Consider the following 17,440-nt stretch of genomic DNA (forward strand, 5'->3'; position numbering starts at 1 on the left):
CGGAGAGCACCCCCGGATAACCGCCGAGCCTGACCGAAGGGCGGGCGGGGGGGGGGGGGGGCGCCCCCCCCCCCGCCGCCGCGGGGTCGCGGCGGGGGGGGGGGGGGGGGGGCCCCCCCCCCCCCACCTCTCCGTATTTCAGTTGACGGTTACCCGTCCGGTGCGGCCGTTTCCGGACTTCACTCTCCCGGTCCTAGGGACCTTCGAAGTGAACCGCAGGACGGGAACATCTCAATCGACCTGTTTCCATGAGACCGCTGAAAATCTCAGCAGACTCTCACGGCCGTGCAGATGGTCGGAGGAGCGGCAGCAGCCCAGACGATCGGGGCGGTGACAATCGGCGCCCTGACGATGTGGGTACTGACGATCGGGTAACCGAAAGCCGTTCCGCTGGTTGTCGCCGTTCCGGGCGGGCCTTGCGGTCCGATCGGCCCCTGAGGTCCTGCGGGTCCGACTGGTCCTGCCGGTCCTTCGGGTCCGGGAGCACCGTCAGCGCCTGCCGGTCCTGGTGCGCCATCAGCGCCTGCGGGTCCTGTCGGCCCTGCGGGCCCTGCGGGTCCTGGTGCGCCGTCAGCGCCGTCGAGTCCGTCGGCACCAGCTGGCCCTGCGGGTCCTTCGGGCCCTTCAGGTCCTTCAGGTCCTTCAGGTCCTTCGGGTCCGGGTGCGCCATCGGCGCCTGCCGGTCCTTCGGGTCCGGGTGCGCCGTCAGCGCCTGCGGGTCCGGGTGGTCCTTCGGGTCCGGGTGCGCCGTCAGCGCCTGCCGGTCCTGCGGGTCCTTCGGGTCCGGGTGCGCCATCGGCGCCTGCGGGTCCGGGTGGTCCTTCGGGTCCGGGTGCGCCATCGGCGCCTGCGGGTCCGGGTGGTCCTTCGGGTCCGGGTGCGCCGTCGGCGCCTGCGGGTCCGGGTGGTCCTTCGGGTCCGGGTGCGCCATCGGCACCAGCTGGCCCTGCGGGTCCGGGTGCGCCGTCAGCGCCTTCGGGTCCGGGTGCGCCGTCGGCGCCTGCCGGTCCTGCGGGTCCGGGTGCGCCGTCGGCGCCTGCGGGTCCGGGTGGTCCTTCGGGTCCGGGTGCGCCGTCAGCGCCTGCCGGTCCTGCGGGTCCTTCGGGTCCGGGTGCGCCATCGGCACCAGCTGGCCCTGCGGGTCCCGGTGCGCCGTCAGCGCCTGCGGGTCCCGGTGCGCCGTCAGTCCCCGCTGGGCCCGCCGGACCTGTGTAGCCTCGGGGGCCCACCGGACCCCTGGGGCCTGCTGGGCCTGCTGGACCTGCTGGGCCCTGGATCCCCTCAGGGATTCGGCAGAGGAAGATCGGCAGCCCCAGCCACCTGCACAGCGGGATGTAAATCGCATCGCTCGCGGTGGGCTGCAGGCCCCTGTGGATGATCGCTCCGGTGGTTATGACATCCCTGCTGCGGATCACGGTGGGCAGGGATACGAAGTTCGTGCAAATGCTGGAAAGCACCACAGGGCAGGGGTCCCCCTGCGTGCTTCTGGCGGATTGGATTTCGTCGTGGCGAGCCTGCGCCGATATCTGAAGTTGCGAATCGGCCGAAACTGGGACAGGGGAGTGCAGAAGCAGGACGGCCCCGGCGAGCGCGCCGCCCGCAAGGGTCCGTTTCATGAAAGTAGACACGTGCGTTGTTTCTCCCTTCCCGTTGAGAGAAAACTCCGCGCGGACATTCTTGGGGCGCCCAGGAGATAGGCCGTAGAAGTGTGCTTCAAATCTGGAATGGAAGCTTGATGGAGGGCGCGCGTTTCTTTACGCTCCGGATATTTGAGTATCTTTATAGAGTATTAATGTCGCCGTTTCTGTGATTGTTCGGATAGGTGAACAATGATGGGATAAAGCGTAAATTACGCTATGGGATTGTTTCGCGCCAAGATTCCGTGGCCGGATCCGGACCTCGGGGCTGCCGCGTGTATCCATGCGGTTTCGCATGGCCAGACGATGCCGGGGTGCGGAAGGCCCGCCGGTTTCCGGCACCGCCTGCGCCTGCTGACGTCATCTCGGCAGACGGCGGACGTACGCGGTGGGCGGCATGCCGATGACGCCGGTGAAGTCGCGGGTGAAGTGGGACTGGTCGCTGTAGCCGAGATCGGCGGCGAGCCGCGACCAGTCGGTGGCGGGTCCGGCTCTCTCGGCGGCCTCGTGGATGCGGTAACGGCGGATCACCCACTTGGGGGAGACACCGACGCGGTCGCTGAACAGCCGCTGCAGGTGCCGGACGCTCAGCCCGTGCAGGGCGGCCAGATCGCCGACGCGGACGATGGCCGGGTCGGCGAGCACGCTCGCGACGAGGTCCGCCGCCCGCTCGGCGACGGGGTCGCGGACGGGGAGCCGCGTGAGCAGGAACCCTTCCAGCGCCCGCACCGCCTCCTCGTCGGAGGCGGCCAGTACGGCCGGGGTCACCGCGTCGGCGTCCGGACCGAGGATCCGGGAGGCCGGGACGCGGAGATCGGTGATCGTGGAGAGCGGGGCGCCGAGGAAGGGACGGAAACCGGCGGGCCGGAAGCGGGTGCCGACCACGATCCCGGTGCCGTTCAGGACCTCCAGATAGTCACCGGTGATGACCCCTGCCACGTGGGAACCGCGCTCGTGGAAGACCAGGTTCACCGATGGGTGGGACACGATCCGCTGCTCGTACGGTTCTTCCAACTCCCAGCGGACGATCCAGTGGTGCTCGACGAAGGGGGCCAGGGCCGGGTGGCACGCGTGGCGCCCGTAACGGAACCGGGCCGCCCCGAAGTTCAGGATTCCGCGGGTGTCGTCGGCGGGCGTGCCCGTCACGACGGGATGGGGATGTGGATTTTCGGCAGACCCTGTGGTTCCTTGCCCGGATACTCGCCCCCCAGCATGGTGGCCACGGTGTAGAGGTGCCAGGCGTGGGTGGGTTTCTTCAGGACGGGTTCGGCGAACAGCTTACGTACCTCGTCGGGCTTGACGATGGGAGACAGCAGGTCCAGGCGGCCGAGGACGTGGTCGCGCATCAGGCCGGTCAACTCGGCGCCGGGACTGGTCCGCCAGTTCCAGCCGCCCCCTCCGGTCTTCTGCGCGGTCAGCGCCGGCGGCCTGCGCTGCCAGGGGTAGTAGCGCTTCCCCGCGGTGAACCGCCACGGCTTGCCCTCGACCGGGATGTTCCGCAGAGACGGGGCCAGGATGCCGAGCAGTTCGTAGATGACCTCCTCCGACAGCCGCCAGGTCTGGTCGAGACCCAGCGCGGCGCGGACCACCCGGTTGTCGAAGAACGGCCAGATCTGGTCGCCTCTGCGCAGCGATCCCGCCCGCGCCCCCGCCTGCCAGCGGCCGACCTTGTAGGAGATGTACATGTGGTCGAGCGCCTCCAGCGGAGCCCGCTTGCGCCAGGGCTCGGCCAGTTCGCGGGCGTGCTCGTTGGCCTCCTCGGTGAACAGCGCGGGATCTCGCAGGAAGGTCACGTCCACCCGGCGGCGCAGCGCCTTCTCGCTCAGGTCGGTTTGGAGCAACAGCAGGCTTCCGGCCCGCAGGCTCTCCCCGCTCTGCCCCGACATGGTGGGTTTGGCGCTGTAGGGGAGGTAGCCGACGATCGACTCGTACGCCGACGTCATACCCTCACAGGCGCGCAACGTCTCGTAGGTCCGCGCGAGGGGGTGCTCGACGACGATCGCGTCCTTCTTCTCGACACGGGCCGGAGGGATGACGGTGTGCTCGATGCGGAGCGCGCGGGCGACCTTCCCGGCGATGACCACGTCGGGATGGGTGTCCAGGCCGTTGGTGGTCGCGCGCAGCGGGATGCCGGCCGCGTGCAGCACCGCGGCGATCAGGCGGCTGTCCCTGCCGCCGGTGAGGGCGAGGTTCACCGGCTCCCTGGTCGTGCGCAGCGGCTCCACCGTGGCCAGAAGCGCCTCGGCCAACTCCCGGACGAGGTGTTTCTTCTGCCTGCGTGACTCGGGCGCGGGCACGGCCGTGGGGAGCGGGGTCGTGACGATCGTACGCCGGCCGTTCCTGACGGTCACCGACGAGGACGGTGGCAGCGCGCTCACCCCTCGGTAGGGCGTCTCGTCCGACAGGAAGTATCCCTGCCTGACCATCGACTGCAGAGCGAGCACGTCCCACTCCACGCGCTCACCGCAGCCCGCGAGGTGGACGAGCAGCGCCCGGCTGCCGATCACGTGCACGTCGGGGGTCTCGGCGTAGTAGACCGGGCAGATCCTGTGGACCGCGGTGGCGGCGGACAGCTCGTCCTCGGTCGCCCGGAACACCGAGAAGCACCCGCCGATCGCCTCGGTGTCCAGCACCGGCATGGCCGCCAGCCGGTTCACGTCACCCGGTGCGGTCAGGTAACCGTTCACCCCGGTCACCCGGTCGTGGCCGGTCTCCAGCAGGGGAGGACGCCGCGAGTCGTCGGGCTCGTTGGTCCAGGAGAACACCGCGATCCCGGGACGGTGCCACTCCCGGGATCTGATGACCTCGGGCGGTACGGCGAACGCGCTCTCGATCGCGCCCCTCACGGTGTGCAGCATCGCCTCGGGTATTCCGGCTCCTGGGTGTTTGGCCGCGAGGCCGAGATACACGCGCATGCTGCAGGATCCTATGACGCGTTTTTTCAAGACAGCTGTGAGTTCGGCTCGACAGCATGGCAGGCATGAACGAGATGCTGTCACGCGCCGTCACCGGCACGGCGGCCGTCGCCCGCGGCGTCCGCGACGACCAGCTGGGCCTGCCCACCCCCTGCGACGGCTTCGACGTACGGGAGCTGCTCGACCACCTGGCCTGGACGGCCGCGATGTTCGAGGCACTGGCCCGCCGCGAGCAGCCGCCGTCGCAGGACGCCGACCACGCCCCCTTCGCGGACCGGGCCGCCGCGCTGCTCGCCGCCTGGTCGGAACCCGGGGTGACCGAGGGCACCAGCCCCGCGATGGGGATGCCCATGGCCATGGTGCTCCAGCTGGTGCTGGGCGACACGGTGATCCATGGCTGGGACCTGGCCAGGGCCACCGGTCAGGACTACACGGTGGACACCGCGACCGGCGAGGTCGTGGCCGCCTTCGTCGAGGGGATGGCGCCGCAGGGACGGCGCCTGGGAGTCTTCGGTGAGGAGGTGCCCGTGGCACGCGACGCCTCGCCGTTCGAGCGGGCGCTCGGGATCAGCGGGCGGGACCCGGCCTGGAAACCCTGATCACGCGCCGAACACGGTTAGCGCTCGCTTGGGTCAAGCTCCCGGCGGACCGCGGAGAGGAGTCGTCGTAGGGGATGACACGCATCCCCAGGAGGCGACATGAAGTCACGTCCGCTCACCATCGTCCTCGCCGTGCTCGCGCTGCTCGCCCTGATGTTCGTCGCCGCCTGCGGCGGATCCGGCAGTCAGCCGATGCCGGAATCCGGAAGGGCGGGCCCGTCCATGCCCTCGGACGCCGCCCCCGAGGCCGGAGATCAGAGTTCCGCAGGAACCGAGTCCGAAGTCCGGGCCACTCCCAGGAGCGAGGCCACCCGGAGGCGCGACACCTCCGCCGAACAGATCTCGACCTTCGCCCTCGACGTGGACACCGCCTCGTACGGCTACAGCAAACGGACCCTCACCGAGGGCAGGTTGCCGGAGGCGGGCCAGGTCAGGCCGGAGGAGTTCGTCAACTCCTTCGCCCAGGACTACGCGGAACCCGAGGACGACGGTTTCACCGTGCACATGGACGGCGCCCGCACCCCGGGAAACGGCACCGCGCTGCTCCGTGTCGGCCTGCAGACTCGGAGGGCGAGCGCGCAGGCCCGGCGACCGGCGAACCTCACCTTCGTGGTGGACGTGTCCGGCTCGATGGGCGAGCCGGGCAGGCTCGACCTGGTGAGGGATGCCCTGCACAAGCTCGTCGACCAGCTCGGACCCGGCGACCAGATCTCCCTCGTGGCCTTCAGCGACGAGGCGGACGTCATCCTCTCCATGACCCCCGCGACCGACAAGGAGAAGCTCCACGCCGCCGTCGAACGCCTCGTCACCCAGCAGTCCACGAACCTGGAGGCGGGGCTGACCAGTGGGTACGCCGAGGCTGCGGCGAGCTTCAGAGCGGTGGCCGTCAACCGCGTCATCCTCCTCTCTGACGGCCTGGCCAACGTCGGCGACACCACCTGGCGCGGCATCCTCGACCGGGTCGAGGATGCCGCGGCCAAGAAGATCACCCTGCTGTGTGTCGGCGTCGGCCGTGACTACGGCGACGAGTTGATGGAGCGGCTCGCCGACAACGGCGACGGCGCCGCGGTCTACGTCGGTTCCGTCGACGACGCGCGCAAGGTCTTCGTCGAGCAGCTCGCCACCAACATCGACCTGCGCGCCCGCGACGCCAAGGCGCAGGTCGTGTTCAACCCCTCGGTCGTGGAGTCCTACCGCCTGATCGGCTATGAGAACCGGCGGCTCGCGACCGAGGACTTCCGTGACGACAGCAAGGACGGCGGAGAGATCGGCCCCGGCCACTCGGTGACGGCCCTGTACGAGCTCCGGCTGCGCGGGGGGTCGTCGGGACAGCTGGCCACCGCCACCGTGCGCTGGCAGGATCCCGACACCCGCGACCCGGCGGAGGCCTCTCGCTCCCTCGCGGCGGGCGATCTGGCGACCTCGCCGTGGGAGGGGCCCACGCCGAGGTTCCAGGTCGACGTGGTGGCCGCGGGCTTCGCCGAGTATCTCCGCACCGGGGAGGGGATCGCCGGAGCCACGCCCGGTGATCTCGCCGCCCACGCCACCCGCCTGGCCGCCTCCACCGAGGACCCCGCGGTGACCGAGCTCGCCGAACTGATCGAGAAGGCCGCGTCGCTCCGATAGGCACCCGTAGGCACTCCATGATCGAGTGGGCCGGCTCCTCGTGAGCCGGCCTCGTGGGCGGCCCGCGCCGGTTACGCCGGTTACAGGGTGCGGGGTGATCTCCTATACACTGGCGTGGTCGCCGGGTCAGGCCCGGGGCATCGACGAGGGGCTATGGCGCAGTTGGTAGCGCGCCTCCATGGCATGGAGGAGGTCTGGGGTTCGAATCCCCATAGCTCCACCTCTGACCGTTCTTGAGTCAGCTCAGTGACGGTCGACGAGATCCCGTCCGATCGCTTGATCGGGCGGGATTTCGTCGTTTCCGAGGTCTTGCGATCGCCGGCCGGGCTTCGGGTGAGCTTTGGAGCGGGGAATTATCGCGCCGGCCCTTGAGTGATCAAGGGGCGGCGACGCTTCTTGCGCATTCCGTACGGTGTCGCCGTCGGCTCGTTCCTGGAAATTTGTCCACGCTCTGCACTAATTCGCGTGGCCCCATGGCGGTGATGAAAGTTTCTTCGGGATTTCGTGCGCGGGCGAGGTCTGAGAACGAACCGAAAGGGCCTTGACAACCATCTTGAGGGGTCGGCAATGGGATGACCTTCCCCTTCCGAGCAGCCAGAAGGCGTCCACGGCGGGCGTCGTGCGCCTTTGGCCGAGATGTGGTGTTTCCATGCCAGGCTGATTGGCCGGATCCGGCCCGGAAGGGATGCCTTGACTTAAAGGGTTAAGTGAACTTGGCTCACCGAAACCATGTGAATGACCTGGGGTTTCAGTGCGTTCGGCTCCGGTCCTGCGCCCAAGAGGGAGGCAAGAACATGATCTTGCGACAACGAGGACCGGCGATCCTCAGGAGCGCGGCGGGAATCCTCTGCCTGGCGGCGGGCCTGGTCGCGGCGCCGGTCTCCGCCGCGTCGGTCTCCGCGGCGCCCGGCTGCCAGGTCGCCTACTCGGTGGCCTCCCAATGGGGCGACGGGTTCGGCGCGAGCGTCACGATCACCAATCTGGGGGACCCGCTCAACGGCTGGCAGTTGAAATGGTCGTTTACGGCCGGACAGGCCGTGACGCAGGGCTGGAACGCGACCTTCTCCCAGAGCGGTAGCACGGTGACCGCCGCGAACGCCGCCTACAACGGCGCTCTGGCGACCGGTGCCGCCACCACGATCGGTTTCAACGGCACCTGGAGCGGATCCAACCCGGTGCCCACCTCCTTTACTCTCAACGGGGTCGCGTGCACCGGTTCGGTCACCAACCCGCCGTCGCCGAACCCCACACCCACACCCACCCCCACTCCGACGCCTCCGCCGCCCAACACCACCGGTCTGGTCGGCTGGGCGACCCAGGGGGGAGGCACGACCGGTGGTGGCAGTGCGGCCGCCACCACGGTGACGAGCGCGTCGGCCCTGACGAGTGCAGCCTCGGGGACGGGCGCGGCCGTGATCCGGGTGTCGGGCACGATCTCCTGCTCGGGCATGCTGAGGATCGGCTCCAACAAGACGATCATCGGTAACTCCGGAGCGACGATCGTCGGCTGTGGCCTGAACGTCTCCAACGCGTCCAATGTGATCATCCGGAACCTGACCTTCAGGAACTGGGACGACGACGCGATCAACGTCCAGTACTCGACCCGGGTCTGGATCGACCACAACACGCTGTCCAACGGTTACGACGGCGCCATCGACATCAAGCGCGCCAGCGACTACGTCACCGTGTCGTGGAACCGCCTGTACAGCCACGACAAGGCCATGCTGCTCGGGCACAGCGACGACAACGGCTCCGAGGACAGGGGCCACCTGCGCGTGACCTACCACCACAACTGGCTCGACGGCACCAACCAGCGCAACCCCCGGGTGCGCTTCGGCAACCCGGTGCACGTCTACAACAACTACTACTCCAACGTCAGGGGATACGGGGTCGCCTCCACTCAGGGCGCCGGTGTGCTGGTCGAGGGCAACTACTTCGAGAACGTCCCCGACCCTTACCACCTGGGCGAGGCCGCGTCAGGACCCGGCACCCTGGTGGCCCGCAACAACCATCTGACCGGTTCCGGCAGCGGGCAGCAGGGTGGTTCGGTGGCCTCCATCCCGTATTCCTACGGTCTTGATGGAGCGTCCGCCGTCAAGTCCATCGTCACCTCCGGTGCGGGAGCAGGAAAGATCAACGTCTGAACGGCCGTGAAGCCGATTTCCCGGAGCGTTATGTCCGCCCCGGACGGTGTCCTCGCTCCGCAGGGCCGGGCCGGGGAGGTCCCGGCCCGGGGCGGAAAAGAGAAGAAGTCGAATATCGCTCACCGTCTTGACGCTCCCAATGGCGCTCCTTAGCATTCTTTCACCGATATCGGGAGCGAGCCGATCGACGACGACCCTCAATATGGCACTCGACCAGAAATTTGGTCGAGTGCCATATTGCTGTGTGTCTCGACGGCAACGTGGTGGGTGCGAAGGAGAAGGCTTGAACAAGCCGTTCGGCCGCGGCGGAAACTGTCGACGCGGCGGGTCGACTCACCAGGACAACCACCTCCGGCAGGAACGCGCGCCGGAGAATACGCGCGGGATTTTATGCGGTTTTTTGTGCGGTCCCCCGGCAAGGAGGACCGCGATGACCGGTAGTGGCCGGAGATGAATGACCTGAAAGTTCGCTTCTCCGGCTCCCGATCGGGCCGATGGCCCATAACGACCGGTCAGAGGAATGTGCTGAGCTGGATCAGCCCGGATCTGCCGGGGCCGGCCGACATCCTGTCAACGGTTGTGCGTGTGCCCCGGGGAAGCACCATGGACGCGGTCGGTGCGGCGCTGGGTGCGCTGATCGGTCGTCAGGAGGCACTGCGGACCCTCCTGCGGGACGGCGAGCAGTTCGTGCACGCGTCGGGGACGCTCATCGCCAGGGTGGTCGAGGCCACGGGCACTCACCAGGACTGGTTCCTGCCGGGCAGGGTTTTCGATCCCGCCGTCGACCTCCCGGTGAGGGCGAATGTGGTGACCCGATCGGGATCTCCGCTCCTGGTCGTCCTGCACGTGTCGCACGTGGCGGCGGACCTGTCGGCGATGACGATTCTGCGCGCCGAACTCGCCGCGCTGCTGGCGGATCGGCGGCTTCCTTCCGCCGTGTACCATCCCGCCGACCGTGCCACCTACGAGCTCACCCCGGCCGGGCAGCGCCAGCTGGAGGGGGCGACCGGATACTGGGCCCGTCAGCTGGCGGAAAGGCCGTTGTGCTCGCTCGGTCTGCCCTTCCGCTTTCCCGAGGCCCGCGGCCATCATCACGTCCTGCTGGGCTCCCAGGTCGCCGCGGAGGCGGTGGTCCACGTCGCGGCGAAGACGGGCGCGCAGCCGTCGGCGGTGGTGATGGCCGCGTTCGCGGCGCTTCTGACAAGCTGGACCCAAGAGCCGGAATGTCAGCTGCACTGCCTGTGCAACAACCGTTTCTCCCCGGAGTTGCGCGACTACGTCGGCACGCTCGCCCAGGATACGATCATTCCTTTCAGCGCCTCCTCCTCGTTCCTGAGGTCGGTCCAGCGGACGAACGCCGCCGCCCTGACGGCTTACAGGTACGGCCGATACGACCCGGTCCGACTGGACGAGACGATGGGCGCGGCGGAACGGGCCCGCGGCATGCGCTGTCACCGCGACGTGGTCGTCAACAACACGAGCGGCCACGTTCATACGATCCTGCCGAGGGCCGGCGTGGAACCCGGCGTGGGCGATCGCGTGTTCGGCGCTCCCGCGGAGTTCGACATCTACCGGCTGGACGGCAAGCTCGGCTGCGGGCTCGGCCTCGATGCCCGACTGGCCACCGCCGACGAGACCGCCGACATCCTCGGCGGAGTCGAGCGGCTCGTCGTCGCCGCCGCGGACGGCGACGTCGATCCGGCGGACTTCGGGATCCCTCCGGCGGAACGGGGACCGGGCTGGGTGCGTGCCCGCTCGTGCTGGGTCGATCTCTCCGGTGTTCAGGCCGCGGTGGATCTCGCCCTCGGCTCCGATGTCGCGCGGATCGAGGCCGTCGGCGACGGGCTCATCGCGCGGGTCGGGCGTGACATCGACCTCTCCGCTGCCGCCAGGGCGGTGGTCGAGGTGGTCCTGCGCGAAGGGCGTCACGGTGTCGTCGCCCCCAGCGACTACGTGCGGACCGTCGGCTGAGAACGACCGGCCATGAGCGTGCTCCCCGATGTTCTTCCCGGGGTGCACGCCGCATGACCTGTCGTCCTCACGTGCCGGACCTGAGGGGGTCAGCTGCCGGTGATCACGAAGGTCGTCCCCGGCTGTCGCACGATGTCGCCGGTGGCCGAGTTGGTTATGGTCACGTTCGTCAGCGTCGCGTTACCGCGAGCGCCGCTCATGGCGAGGATGCCGGCCCCGTTGTTGGACCTGTCGATCCTCACATTGGTGATCGCGACGTTCGGCATGTTGCCGCCGCCCGTCTTGAACTGGATGCCGTCGTAGGTCGAGTCGCGGATCTCGGTGTCGCGGATGGTGACGCCGGTGATGTCACCGCCCTGCGGGAACAACGTGATCGCTCCGAACTCCTGATCCTCGTTCCAGAAGGCGCCACCTGTGCGGTAAAGCCCGTTGTTGGCGATCAACGTGGTCCCCGAGAAGGGCAGGGGGCTGTGGTCGGTCGCCAGCATGATGCCCGGGTAGTTCATGGTGTCGTAGATCAGGTTGTTCTCGATCGAGTTGTTGTAACCGCCGTAGATCGCGATGCCGTTCGCCCGCCAGGGCAGCTGGATGGTGTTGTTGACGAAGTGGTTGTCGTGCGTGTTGTCGACGACCCGGTCCTTCACCGCCTGGTTGGCCCAGATCGCGAGGGCGTCGTCGCCGGTGTTGCGGAACGAGGAGTTGAACACCCGCGAGTTCCGTGTGCCGTTGGTGAAGTTGATGCCGTCGGCGTAGGTGTTGCGGATACGCATGCCGCTGAACAGCAGGTTGTCGCCCGGACCCCACAGGGCGGGGATGTTGTCGTAGTCGCGGCCGACCCAGGCACCCACGTTGGCGTGTTCGATCCACACGTTTGTGATCTTGGTGTTCTCGCCGAACCGGCCGTTCAGGCCCACCCCGCCCTCGTCGTTGCCGTCTCCGCCGCGAATGCGGCCGGAGCCGAAGATGGCGATGTCGGAGATCTGGGTGTTGCTGTCGACGTCGAAGCCGAAGTTGCCCTCGTGCGGGTGGTTGATGCCGCCCACCACGTCCTGCGGCTCGGTCAGGGTGTACAGCTGGGAGTGCCACATGCCCGCGCCGCGGATCGTGACGTTCCTGATGCCCACCTGGTTCCACTGCCCACGGTTCAGCGGGTCGTCGGTGAGGATCTTCTGCTCCTGCCGCCACTGTCCCGCCGGGATCCACACGCAGCCGATGACGCCGTTCTGGTCGTCGGTCACCGCCCGCTGGATGGCGGCCGTGTCGTCGAGCCCGTCGTTGGGCACCGCGCCGTAGTCGGTGATCGAAGCGCATTCGGCCGGTCGGCTCGTCGGAGGCGCCACCTGCTCCAGGTCGATCAGGTCGATGACGTAGAAGGCGGCCGTGTCGGTCGCGTCACGCTGCAACCGGAATTTGGTGCCGGCCGGGTAGGTCTGCGAGAGCAGCGCGTGCGACTCGTCGAACAACCGCCGGGCGTCGGCCTGGGGGGTGTTCGACAGTGACTCGGGGCCGTCGGTGTTCCCGTACAGCCAGCTGTGGCGCGAGGAGAGGGTGAGCTTCCGCGAGAAGGTGCCGTTGACGTAGAGGCTGATGGTCGCCTCGATGCCACCGCCGCCCGGCGCGTCGGGGATGGAGTTGCGGACCACGATCGAGTTGGAGGGGTTGGTCGAGGTGAACTCGACGAACTGACCTGTGCTGTTCAGCCGTACCGACTTGCGGCCCGAGGACTCGGTGGCGAAGTTGGTGTGCCCGAAGGTGCGCAGCGGGTCGGTCTCCAGCAGGGTGCCCTGGTAGTCGGCGGATTCGGCCTCGTACTCGACCCATGGGACGGCCGCACCGCGCCCGACCACGATCGACAGCGAGAACGTGTTGTTGTTCTCGTTGGTCTCGGCGACGGCGTTGGTCGCGTCGGCGGTCGCGGTGACGGTGGCGCCGCCGCCGGTGGCGGTCCAGCTTCCGTTCACGGCCACGTTGACCGTCGCGCCCGCGGCGATCGACGCGGTGTTGGCGTTGAGCGTGGTGCCTCCCACCGTCACACGGGTGACCGTGGTCGCGCCCGTCGCGGTGGTTCCCCGGTTCTTCACCGCCACGGTGAACGTGACCGGCGCTCCGACGGCCGGGTTCGGCGGGTTGGAGGTGACGCCGAGAACCTGCAGGTCGGGGCCGGGAGCCTGCGAGACCACCAGCGGTGACGACGCGGTGAGGGTGTTGTTGTCCTCGTTCTGCTCGAAGACCGAGTTGTCCGGATCCACCCTGGCGCTGACCGTGTGGCTCCCCTCGCCGCGGGTGCCGATGTTGTGGGTCACCGTGGCGGTGCCGTTGACGGGGAGCGCGGGGACGGCGACGGTCGCGACCGGAGTGCCGTTGAGGTTGAGGTTCACGCTGTCGGCGGGGGAGGGCGCGGTGCCCGCGTTCCTGACCGTGGCCGACAGCGTGATCGCGCTGGTCTCGTTCGGGGACGCCGGAGTCCACGAGAGGTTCGTGACCGTGAGGTCGGGGTTCGGCGCGGGGACACCGAAGATCTGGAACTCGGCGACCTGCCCGCCGGGCGCGCCGCTGTTGGAGGTGAACCTCAGCTGGACGTCGGCGACGGTGGCGTTGAGGGGGATCGTCACCGAGTTGCCGCCGGAGGCCGGGGCGAACGTGTAGTTCTGCGCCGACACCAGGCTGGTGTAGCCCGTGGCGTTCTGCTCGCGGCCCAGGATCTGGATGTTCTGCGTGCGGGTCCCCCATGTGGAGTCGGGGTTGAGCTTCAGCACGACGGAGCTGACGTTCGCGTTGGCGCCGAGCTTGGCGGTGAGTGTGTTCGGGAACGCGCCGGAGTTGGCCTCCCAGTAGGTGGAGAGGTTGTTGTCGTTCGCGTTCGCGGCGACGAACGAGTGCACGTGGCCGGACTCGGTCATCTCCTTGCCGATCGCCAGGTTGGATCCCGGGGTGCCGGTGCCCTCGCGGGTCACGGAGTTGCTGTTGGCCGACTGGTTGCCCGCCGCGTCCTTGGCCCGCACGAAGTACGTCACGGTCGCCGACGCCGGCTGGTTGTCGGTGTAGGTCAGCACGTTGCCGACGCTGCCCCGCAGCTGGTTGTCGGCGTAGATGTCGTATCCGGTGACGCCGACGTTGTCGGTGGAGGCGTTCCAGGTCAGCCTGATCTGGCCGGCGGCGGGCTGGGTGAAGGCGAGGTTGCCGGGGGCCGTCGGGCGCTGGTCGTCGCCGCCGGTGGCGGTGCCGTAGATCTCGAACTCGGAGATCTGCGCTGCGGGCCAGCCGGTGTTCGCGGTGATGGTGACGCGCCAGTACCGGTGGGTCGCGGCACCGAAGTCGATCGTGACCGTGTTGCCGGTCGCCGGGTTGAACGTGTGGTTCGCCGAGGCCACGACCGTGCTGAAGGTGCTGCCGTCGGCGCCGCCCTGGATCGAGAGCGTCTGGGTGCGGGTCTGCCAGGCGGCCGCGGGGGGCACCTTCAGCACGATCCGGTCGACGCTCGTGGCGGTGCCGAGGTCGATCCGCGCCCACTGCGGGAAGCTGTTGTTGGGACTCTCCCAGTAGGTGTCCGGGTTTCCGTCGTTGACGGCGGACACCGGGTAGCCGCCCGTGGAGCCGCTCGCCAGGGTCGCCTTGCCCGGCGACAGATTGGGTCCGGCCGCGGCGGAGGCCGGGACGACCGACCCCACGACGAGGAGTAAGCCGGTGACGACCATGGTCGCCACCAGCCGTAACGGTCTGTACAGCATTCTCATTCGCCTTCTTCTTCTCTCGTCGGGCACGGCGGGGCCGAGGCGTGAAGGTGGGACCTTCACCGCACACGTAATGGGGGGCAGGTGCACGACGCGGTGCATCCCTGGAGAGTTGCGATGAGTAGCAAGAAAACGAACAGAGCTTTGCAATATTCTTGCGTGGTGTTGGCCAAAGGTTACATACGTGCTACGGGCGCGTCAACGGCGGGGAAGCGGCTTTCTCGATTGGCTTGACGCGAGATGTGACATGTCACCAAAACCGACAAAAGGGTGGTGAGCCCCTCTCGCGCGCCGGGTGCGAAGCCGGCGCGCGAGAGGAGGCGTTCTCAGCCCAGCTCGTAGTCGAGGTGGAAGGAGTGGGCGCCGCCGTCGTTGACGATCTGGCCGCCGCCCCGGATGCCCAGCAGCTCGCCGGTGCCGGAGTCGGGAAGGATCGTCCAGCTCAGCCCCGCCTCCCCGGCCGTGTGGTGGAGCACGAAGGTGCCCTCGCGGCCGTGCGCGGTGCCGGTGAAGCGTTCGAAGCCCACGTAGGCCGCCGATGTCTCGACCCGGGGGATCGCGGTGATGATGTCGGCGGTGCTGGTGCCGACCAGGTCGCCGTCGAAGGTCTTGGTGAGGTGCACGCGGGTGAGCGCCGCCCCCTCGGCCTCGTCGTAGGTCTGCGGCTCCCAGCTGTCGATGGTGAAGGTTCCTGTGGCGCGAGGCATGTGTGCTCCCATGTGGAGTTCCGGATCTCGCGCCAATCCTGGCGACCGTACCTGACGTCTGATGTCAGGTACGGATCCGCGCCGTATCCGCTATGAGAGCTGCCATTTGTCCATGTTCCAGGTGATGGTCGACTGCGCGGGGTTGGGGACGACGTTCTGAAGCTTCTCGTCCCAGGCGCTGAGGCCCGGATGCTGGAAGAGCGGGATGGTGGCCAGGTCGCTCCAGAGCCTCTTCTCGATCTCGCCGATGATCGGGTTCTGGGCCTCCAGGTCCACCGTCGAGTTCAGCTTCGCGATGAGGCGGTCCACCTGCTCGCTGGAGTAGCAGCCGTTGTTGCTCCCCTTGTTCTGGGCGTCGCACTTTCCCGGCGAGGTGAAGTTGGAGGCCCAGCCGCTGACCAGGGCGGAACCCGACCAGGCGAACAGGGCCACGTCGTAGCCGTTGTTCGGCAACACGTTGCCGAGGAAATCCTCGGAACCCTTGTCGACGACCTTGAAACCGGCCTTGTCGCAGGCCTCGATGATGAGCTGGACCGCCGCGGTACGGCGCGGGTTCGGGGTCTGGTAGCCGATGCTCACCTCCAGGCCCGTCTTGCCGGCCTTGCGCAGCAGCGCCCTGGCGCCCGCGATGTCCTGCCGCTCGTACAGGCCCGCGCTGCCGCTGGCCGCGACGACCGCCGCGCTGTTGGCCTGGAAGGGGGCCACGGTGCGGACCTCGAGGGGCTTGGCGGCGGGCGCGACGGGTCCGATCAGGGTGTTGACGATGAGCTGCCTGGGCACGCACCTGGCGAACGCCTCACGCAGCCTCCTGTCCCTGAACGGGCTGGAGTCGAAGTTGAAGTCCAGATGCTCGTAGGTGTACTTCTCGAAGACGCCGACCTTCACGCCCCGCAGCGACTGCAGTTGCCTGAGCACGTCGGGCCCCGGCTGGGGCTCGACGATCTGGACCTCGCGGTTCTGCAGCGCCTGGGCCTGCTCGTCGAGGGTGATGAAGCGCTCGACGATCGTCGGGGTCGCGGCGGGGGTGCCCCACCACCTGTCGTTGGCGACGAGGGTGAGCCGCTGCCCGGCGTCCAGCTTGGAGAGCTTGTACGGCCCCGAGGACGGGATCAGCTCGGCGTCGGGCAGTCTGCCCTCGGAGACCCAGCCGTCGTTGAAGAACCTGATGCCCTTCTCCATCTTCTTCGAGTCGGCACTTCTGACCGCCGCGATGAACTCCTCCTCCGACAGGCCGTCCTGCTTGGCGACCACATGGGCGGGCATCATCTCGGTCGCGCCGGGTCCTCCGGCCACCCAGTCCGCGAACGGCTTGTCGTAGACCAGGGTGAACTGCCTGCCGCCCTTCTCGCAGTCGGGGATCCGGGTGTCCCGAAGGCCGGTGGTGTCGGCGGAGGCGAAGCCCTTGACCTTGCCGGACCGAAAGGCCCACCACAGCATGACGTCGTCGCAGTCGATGGGGGTGCCGTCCGACCAGACCGCCTTGTCGTTGATGGTGTACTTGACGCTCAGCGGGTCGTCGGAGATCTTCTCGTACGTCCCGAAGTCCTTGTCGGGAGTGATCGCGCCCTTCTCGCCGTAGAACCAGAAGCCCGTCAGCACCCGCTGTAGCGGGGCGGCGTTGCGCGTGGCGTTCTCCGCGGTGGTGTTGTTGTTGTAGGAGTGGAACTCCTGCTCGTAGGCGTAGGTGATGGTCTCTCTCGGTGGACCCGACTCCGAGGCCGTGGGGTCGTCCGCCGTGCCGTCGTCCGCGCAGGCGCCCAGCAGAAGCGAGCCGGCGGCGAGCAGCGCGAGAAACCCTCCCGGCCTTCGTGCGTGGAACACGGCACCACCCCTTCGATCGCCCGGTCCCCGGCAAGGCCCCCGTGCCGGTCGAGCATCGTCACCTCTCGCGACCGGGCGAGCCCCGGACGGGCATCGTGCCCGCTCCGTGACCATGCCGGGCGCGAAACCCTCAGGTCAGGAGAATAGGAAAAACGTAACCTTTGAGCGAATTCACCCAAAATGTGAGATGGAGATCTTCTGGGTTCGCGTCACGGGTGTATCCGTGAGCGAGGAGGCTCTGGCCTGATTCTTGCGGTTATTGGCACTCGGGCCACTCGCTGGGCGAGGT

Annotated in this window: 10 protein-coding genes and 1 tRNA gene; 5 read left to right on the plus strand and 6 right to left on the minus strand. The window is 68.2% G+C overall.

What is annotated here, in order from left to right; all coding sequences use genetic code 11:
- Nucleotides 1-277: 277 nt before the first annotated feature.
- From ACIBH4_RS37535 to ACIBH4_RS37545, 3 genes are all read right to left on the minus strand, one after another.
- A complete protein-coding gene (locus ACIBH4_RS37535; RefSeq protein WP_399173747.1) occupies nt 278-1,120 on the minus strand; it encodes a hypothetical protein in 843 nt (280 codons plus the stop codon).
- Between the two features lie 877 nt (nt 1,121-1,997).
- A complete protein-coding gene (locus ACIBH4_RS37540) occupies nt 1,998-2,783 on the minus strand; it encodes an AraC family transcriptional regulator (protein ID WP_362518514.1) in 786 nt (261 codons plus the stop codon).
- Complete coding sequence (locus ACIBH4_RS37545) at nt 2,780-4,552, minus strand: asparagine synthase-related protein (RefSeq protein WP_362769552.1); 1,773 nt, start codon at nt 4,550-4,552, stop codon at nt 2,780-2,782. Before ACIBH4_RS37545 ends, ACIBH4_RS37540 begins: the two co-directional genes overlap by 4 nt.
- A 65-nt stretch (nt 4,553-4,617) precedes the next feature.
- Here ACIBH4_RS37545 and ACIBH4_RS37550 point away from each other — a divergent pair, with 65 nt between their 5' ends.
- From ACIBH4_RS37550 to ACIBH4_RS37570, 5 genes are all read left to right on the plus strand, one after another.
- Nucleotides 4,618-5,151, plus strand: coding sequence for a TIGR03086 family metal-binding protein (locus tag ACIBH4_RS37550; protein WP_362518526.1), 534 nt, complete (start codon nt 4,618-4,620; stop codon nt 5,149-5,151).
- A gap of 99 nt (nt 5,152-5,250) precedes the next feature.
- Nucleotides 5,251-6,777, plus strand: a complete 1,527-nt coding sequence (locus ACIBH4_RS37555; protein ID WP_362518531.1) for a von Willebrand factor type A domain-containing protein — start codon at nt 5,251-5,253, stop codon at nt 6,775-6,777.
- A gap of 147 nt (nt 6,778-6,924) precedes the next feature.
- Nucleotides 6,925-6,997, plus strand: a tRNA-Ala gene (locus tag ACIBH4_RS37560).
- Nucleotides 6,998-7,571: 574 nt separating this feature from the next.
- Nucleotides 7,572-8,921 (plus strand): cellulose binding domain-containing protein, encoded by a 1,350-nt coding sequence (locus ACIBH4_RS37565; RefSeq protein ID WP_362518536.1) that lies wholly within the window; start codon nt 7,572-7,574, stop codon nt 8,919-8,921.
- A 450-nt stretch (nt 8,922-9,371) separates the two neighbouring features.
- Entirely contained in the window at nt 9,372-10,892 is a 1,521-nt protein-coding gene (locus ACIBH4_RS37570) for a condensation domain-containing protein (RefSeq protein WP_362518541.1), read from the plus strand.
- A gap of 89 nt (nt 10,893-10,981) precedes the next feature.
- Here the strand turns inward: ACIBH4_RS37570 and ACIBH4_RS37575 are convergent, their stop codons facing one another.
- The 3 genes from ACIBH4_RS37575 to ACIBH4_RS37585 form a co-directional block, all read right to left on the minus strand.
- On the minus strand, nt 10,982-14,626 hold the full coding sequence (locus ACIBH4_RS37575) for a CARDB domain-containing protein (protein ID WP_362518546.1): 3,645 nt from the start codon (nt 14,624-14,626) through the stop codon (nt 10,982-10,984).
- Between the two features lie 323 nt (nt 14,627-14,949).
- A complete protein-coding gene (locus ACIBH4_RS37580) occupies nt 14,950-15,330 on the minus strand; it encodes a DUF3224 domain-containing protein (protein ID WP_362518549.1) in 381 nt (126 codons plus the stop codon).
- A gap of 90 nt (nt 15,331-15,420) precedes the next feature.
- A complete protein-coding gene (locus ACIBH4_RS37585; protein ID WP_362518552.1) occupies nt 15,421-17,151 on the minus strand; it encodes an ABC transporter family substrate-binding protein in 1,731 nt (576 codons plus the stop codon).
- Nucleotides 17,152-17,440 lie beyond the last annotated feature (289 nt).

This window comes from Streptosporangium sp. NPDC050284 (assembly GCF_044459525.1).
Lineage (GTDB): Bacteria > Actinomycetota > Actinomycetes > Streptosporangiales > Streptosporangiaceae > Streptosporangium.

Coding starts and splice junctions, on each gene's coding strand:
- ACIBH4_RS37545 (WP_362769552.1), bottom strand. CDS start 4,552: ATGCGCGTGTATCTCGGCCTCGCGGCCAAACACCCAGGAGCCGGAATA.
- ACIBH4_RS37550 (WP_362518526.1), top strand. CDS start 4,618: ATGAACGAGATGCTGTCACGCGCCGTCACCGGCACGGCGGCCGTCGCC.
- ACIBH4_RS37570 (WP_362518541.1), top strand. CDS start 9,372: ATGAATGACCTGAAAGTTCGCTTCTCCGGCTCCCGATCGGGCCGATGG.
- ACIBH4_RS37535 (WP_399173747.1), bottom strand. CDS start 1,120: ATGGCGCACCCGGACCCGAAGGACCCGCAGGACCGGCAGGCGCTGACG.
- ACIBH4_RS37565 (WP_362518536.1), top strand. CDS start 7,572: ATGATCTTGCGACAACGAGGACCGGCGATCCTCAGGAGCGCGGCGGGA.
- ACIBH4_RS37555 (WP_362518531.1), top strand. CDS start 5,251: ATGAAGTCACGTCCGCTCACCATCGTCCTCGCCGTGCTCGCGCTGCTC.
- ACIBH4_RS37580 (WP_362518549.1), bottom strand. CDS start 15,330: ATGCCTCGCGCCACAGGAACCTTCACCATCGACAGCTGGGAGCCGCAG.
- ACIBH4_RS37575 (WP_362518546.1), bottom strand. CDS start 14,626: ATGAGAATGCTGTACAGACCGTTACGGCTGGTGGCGACCATGGTCGTC.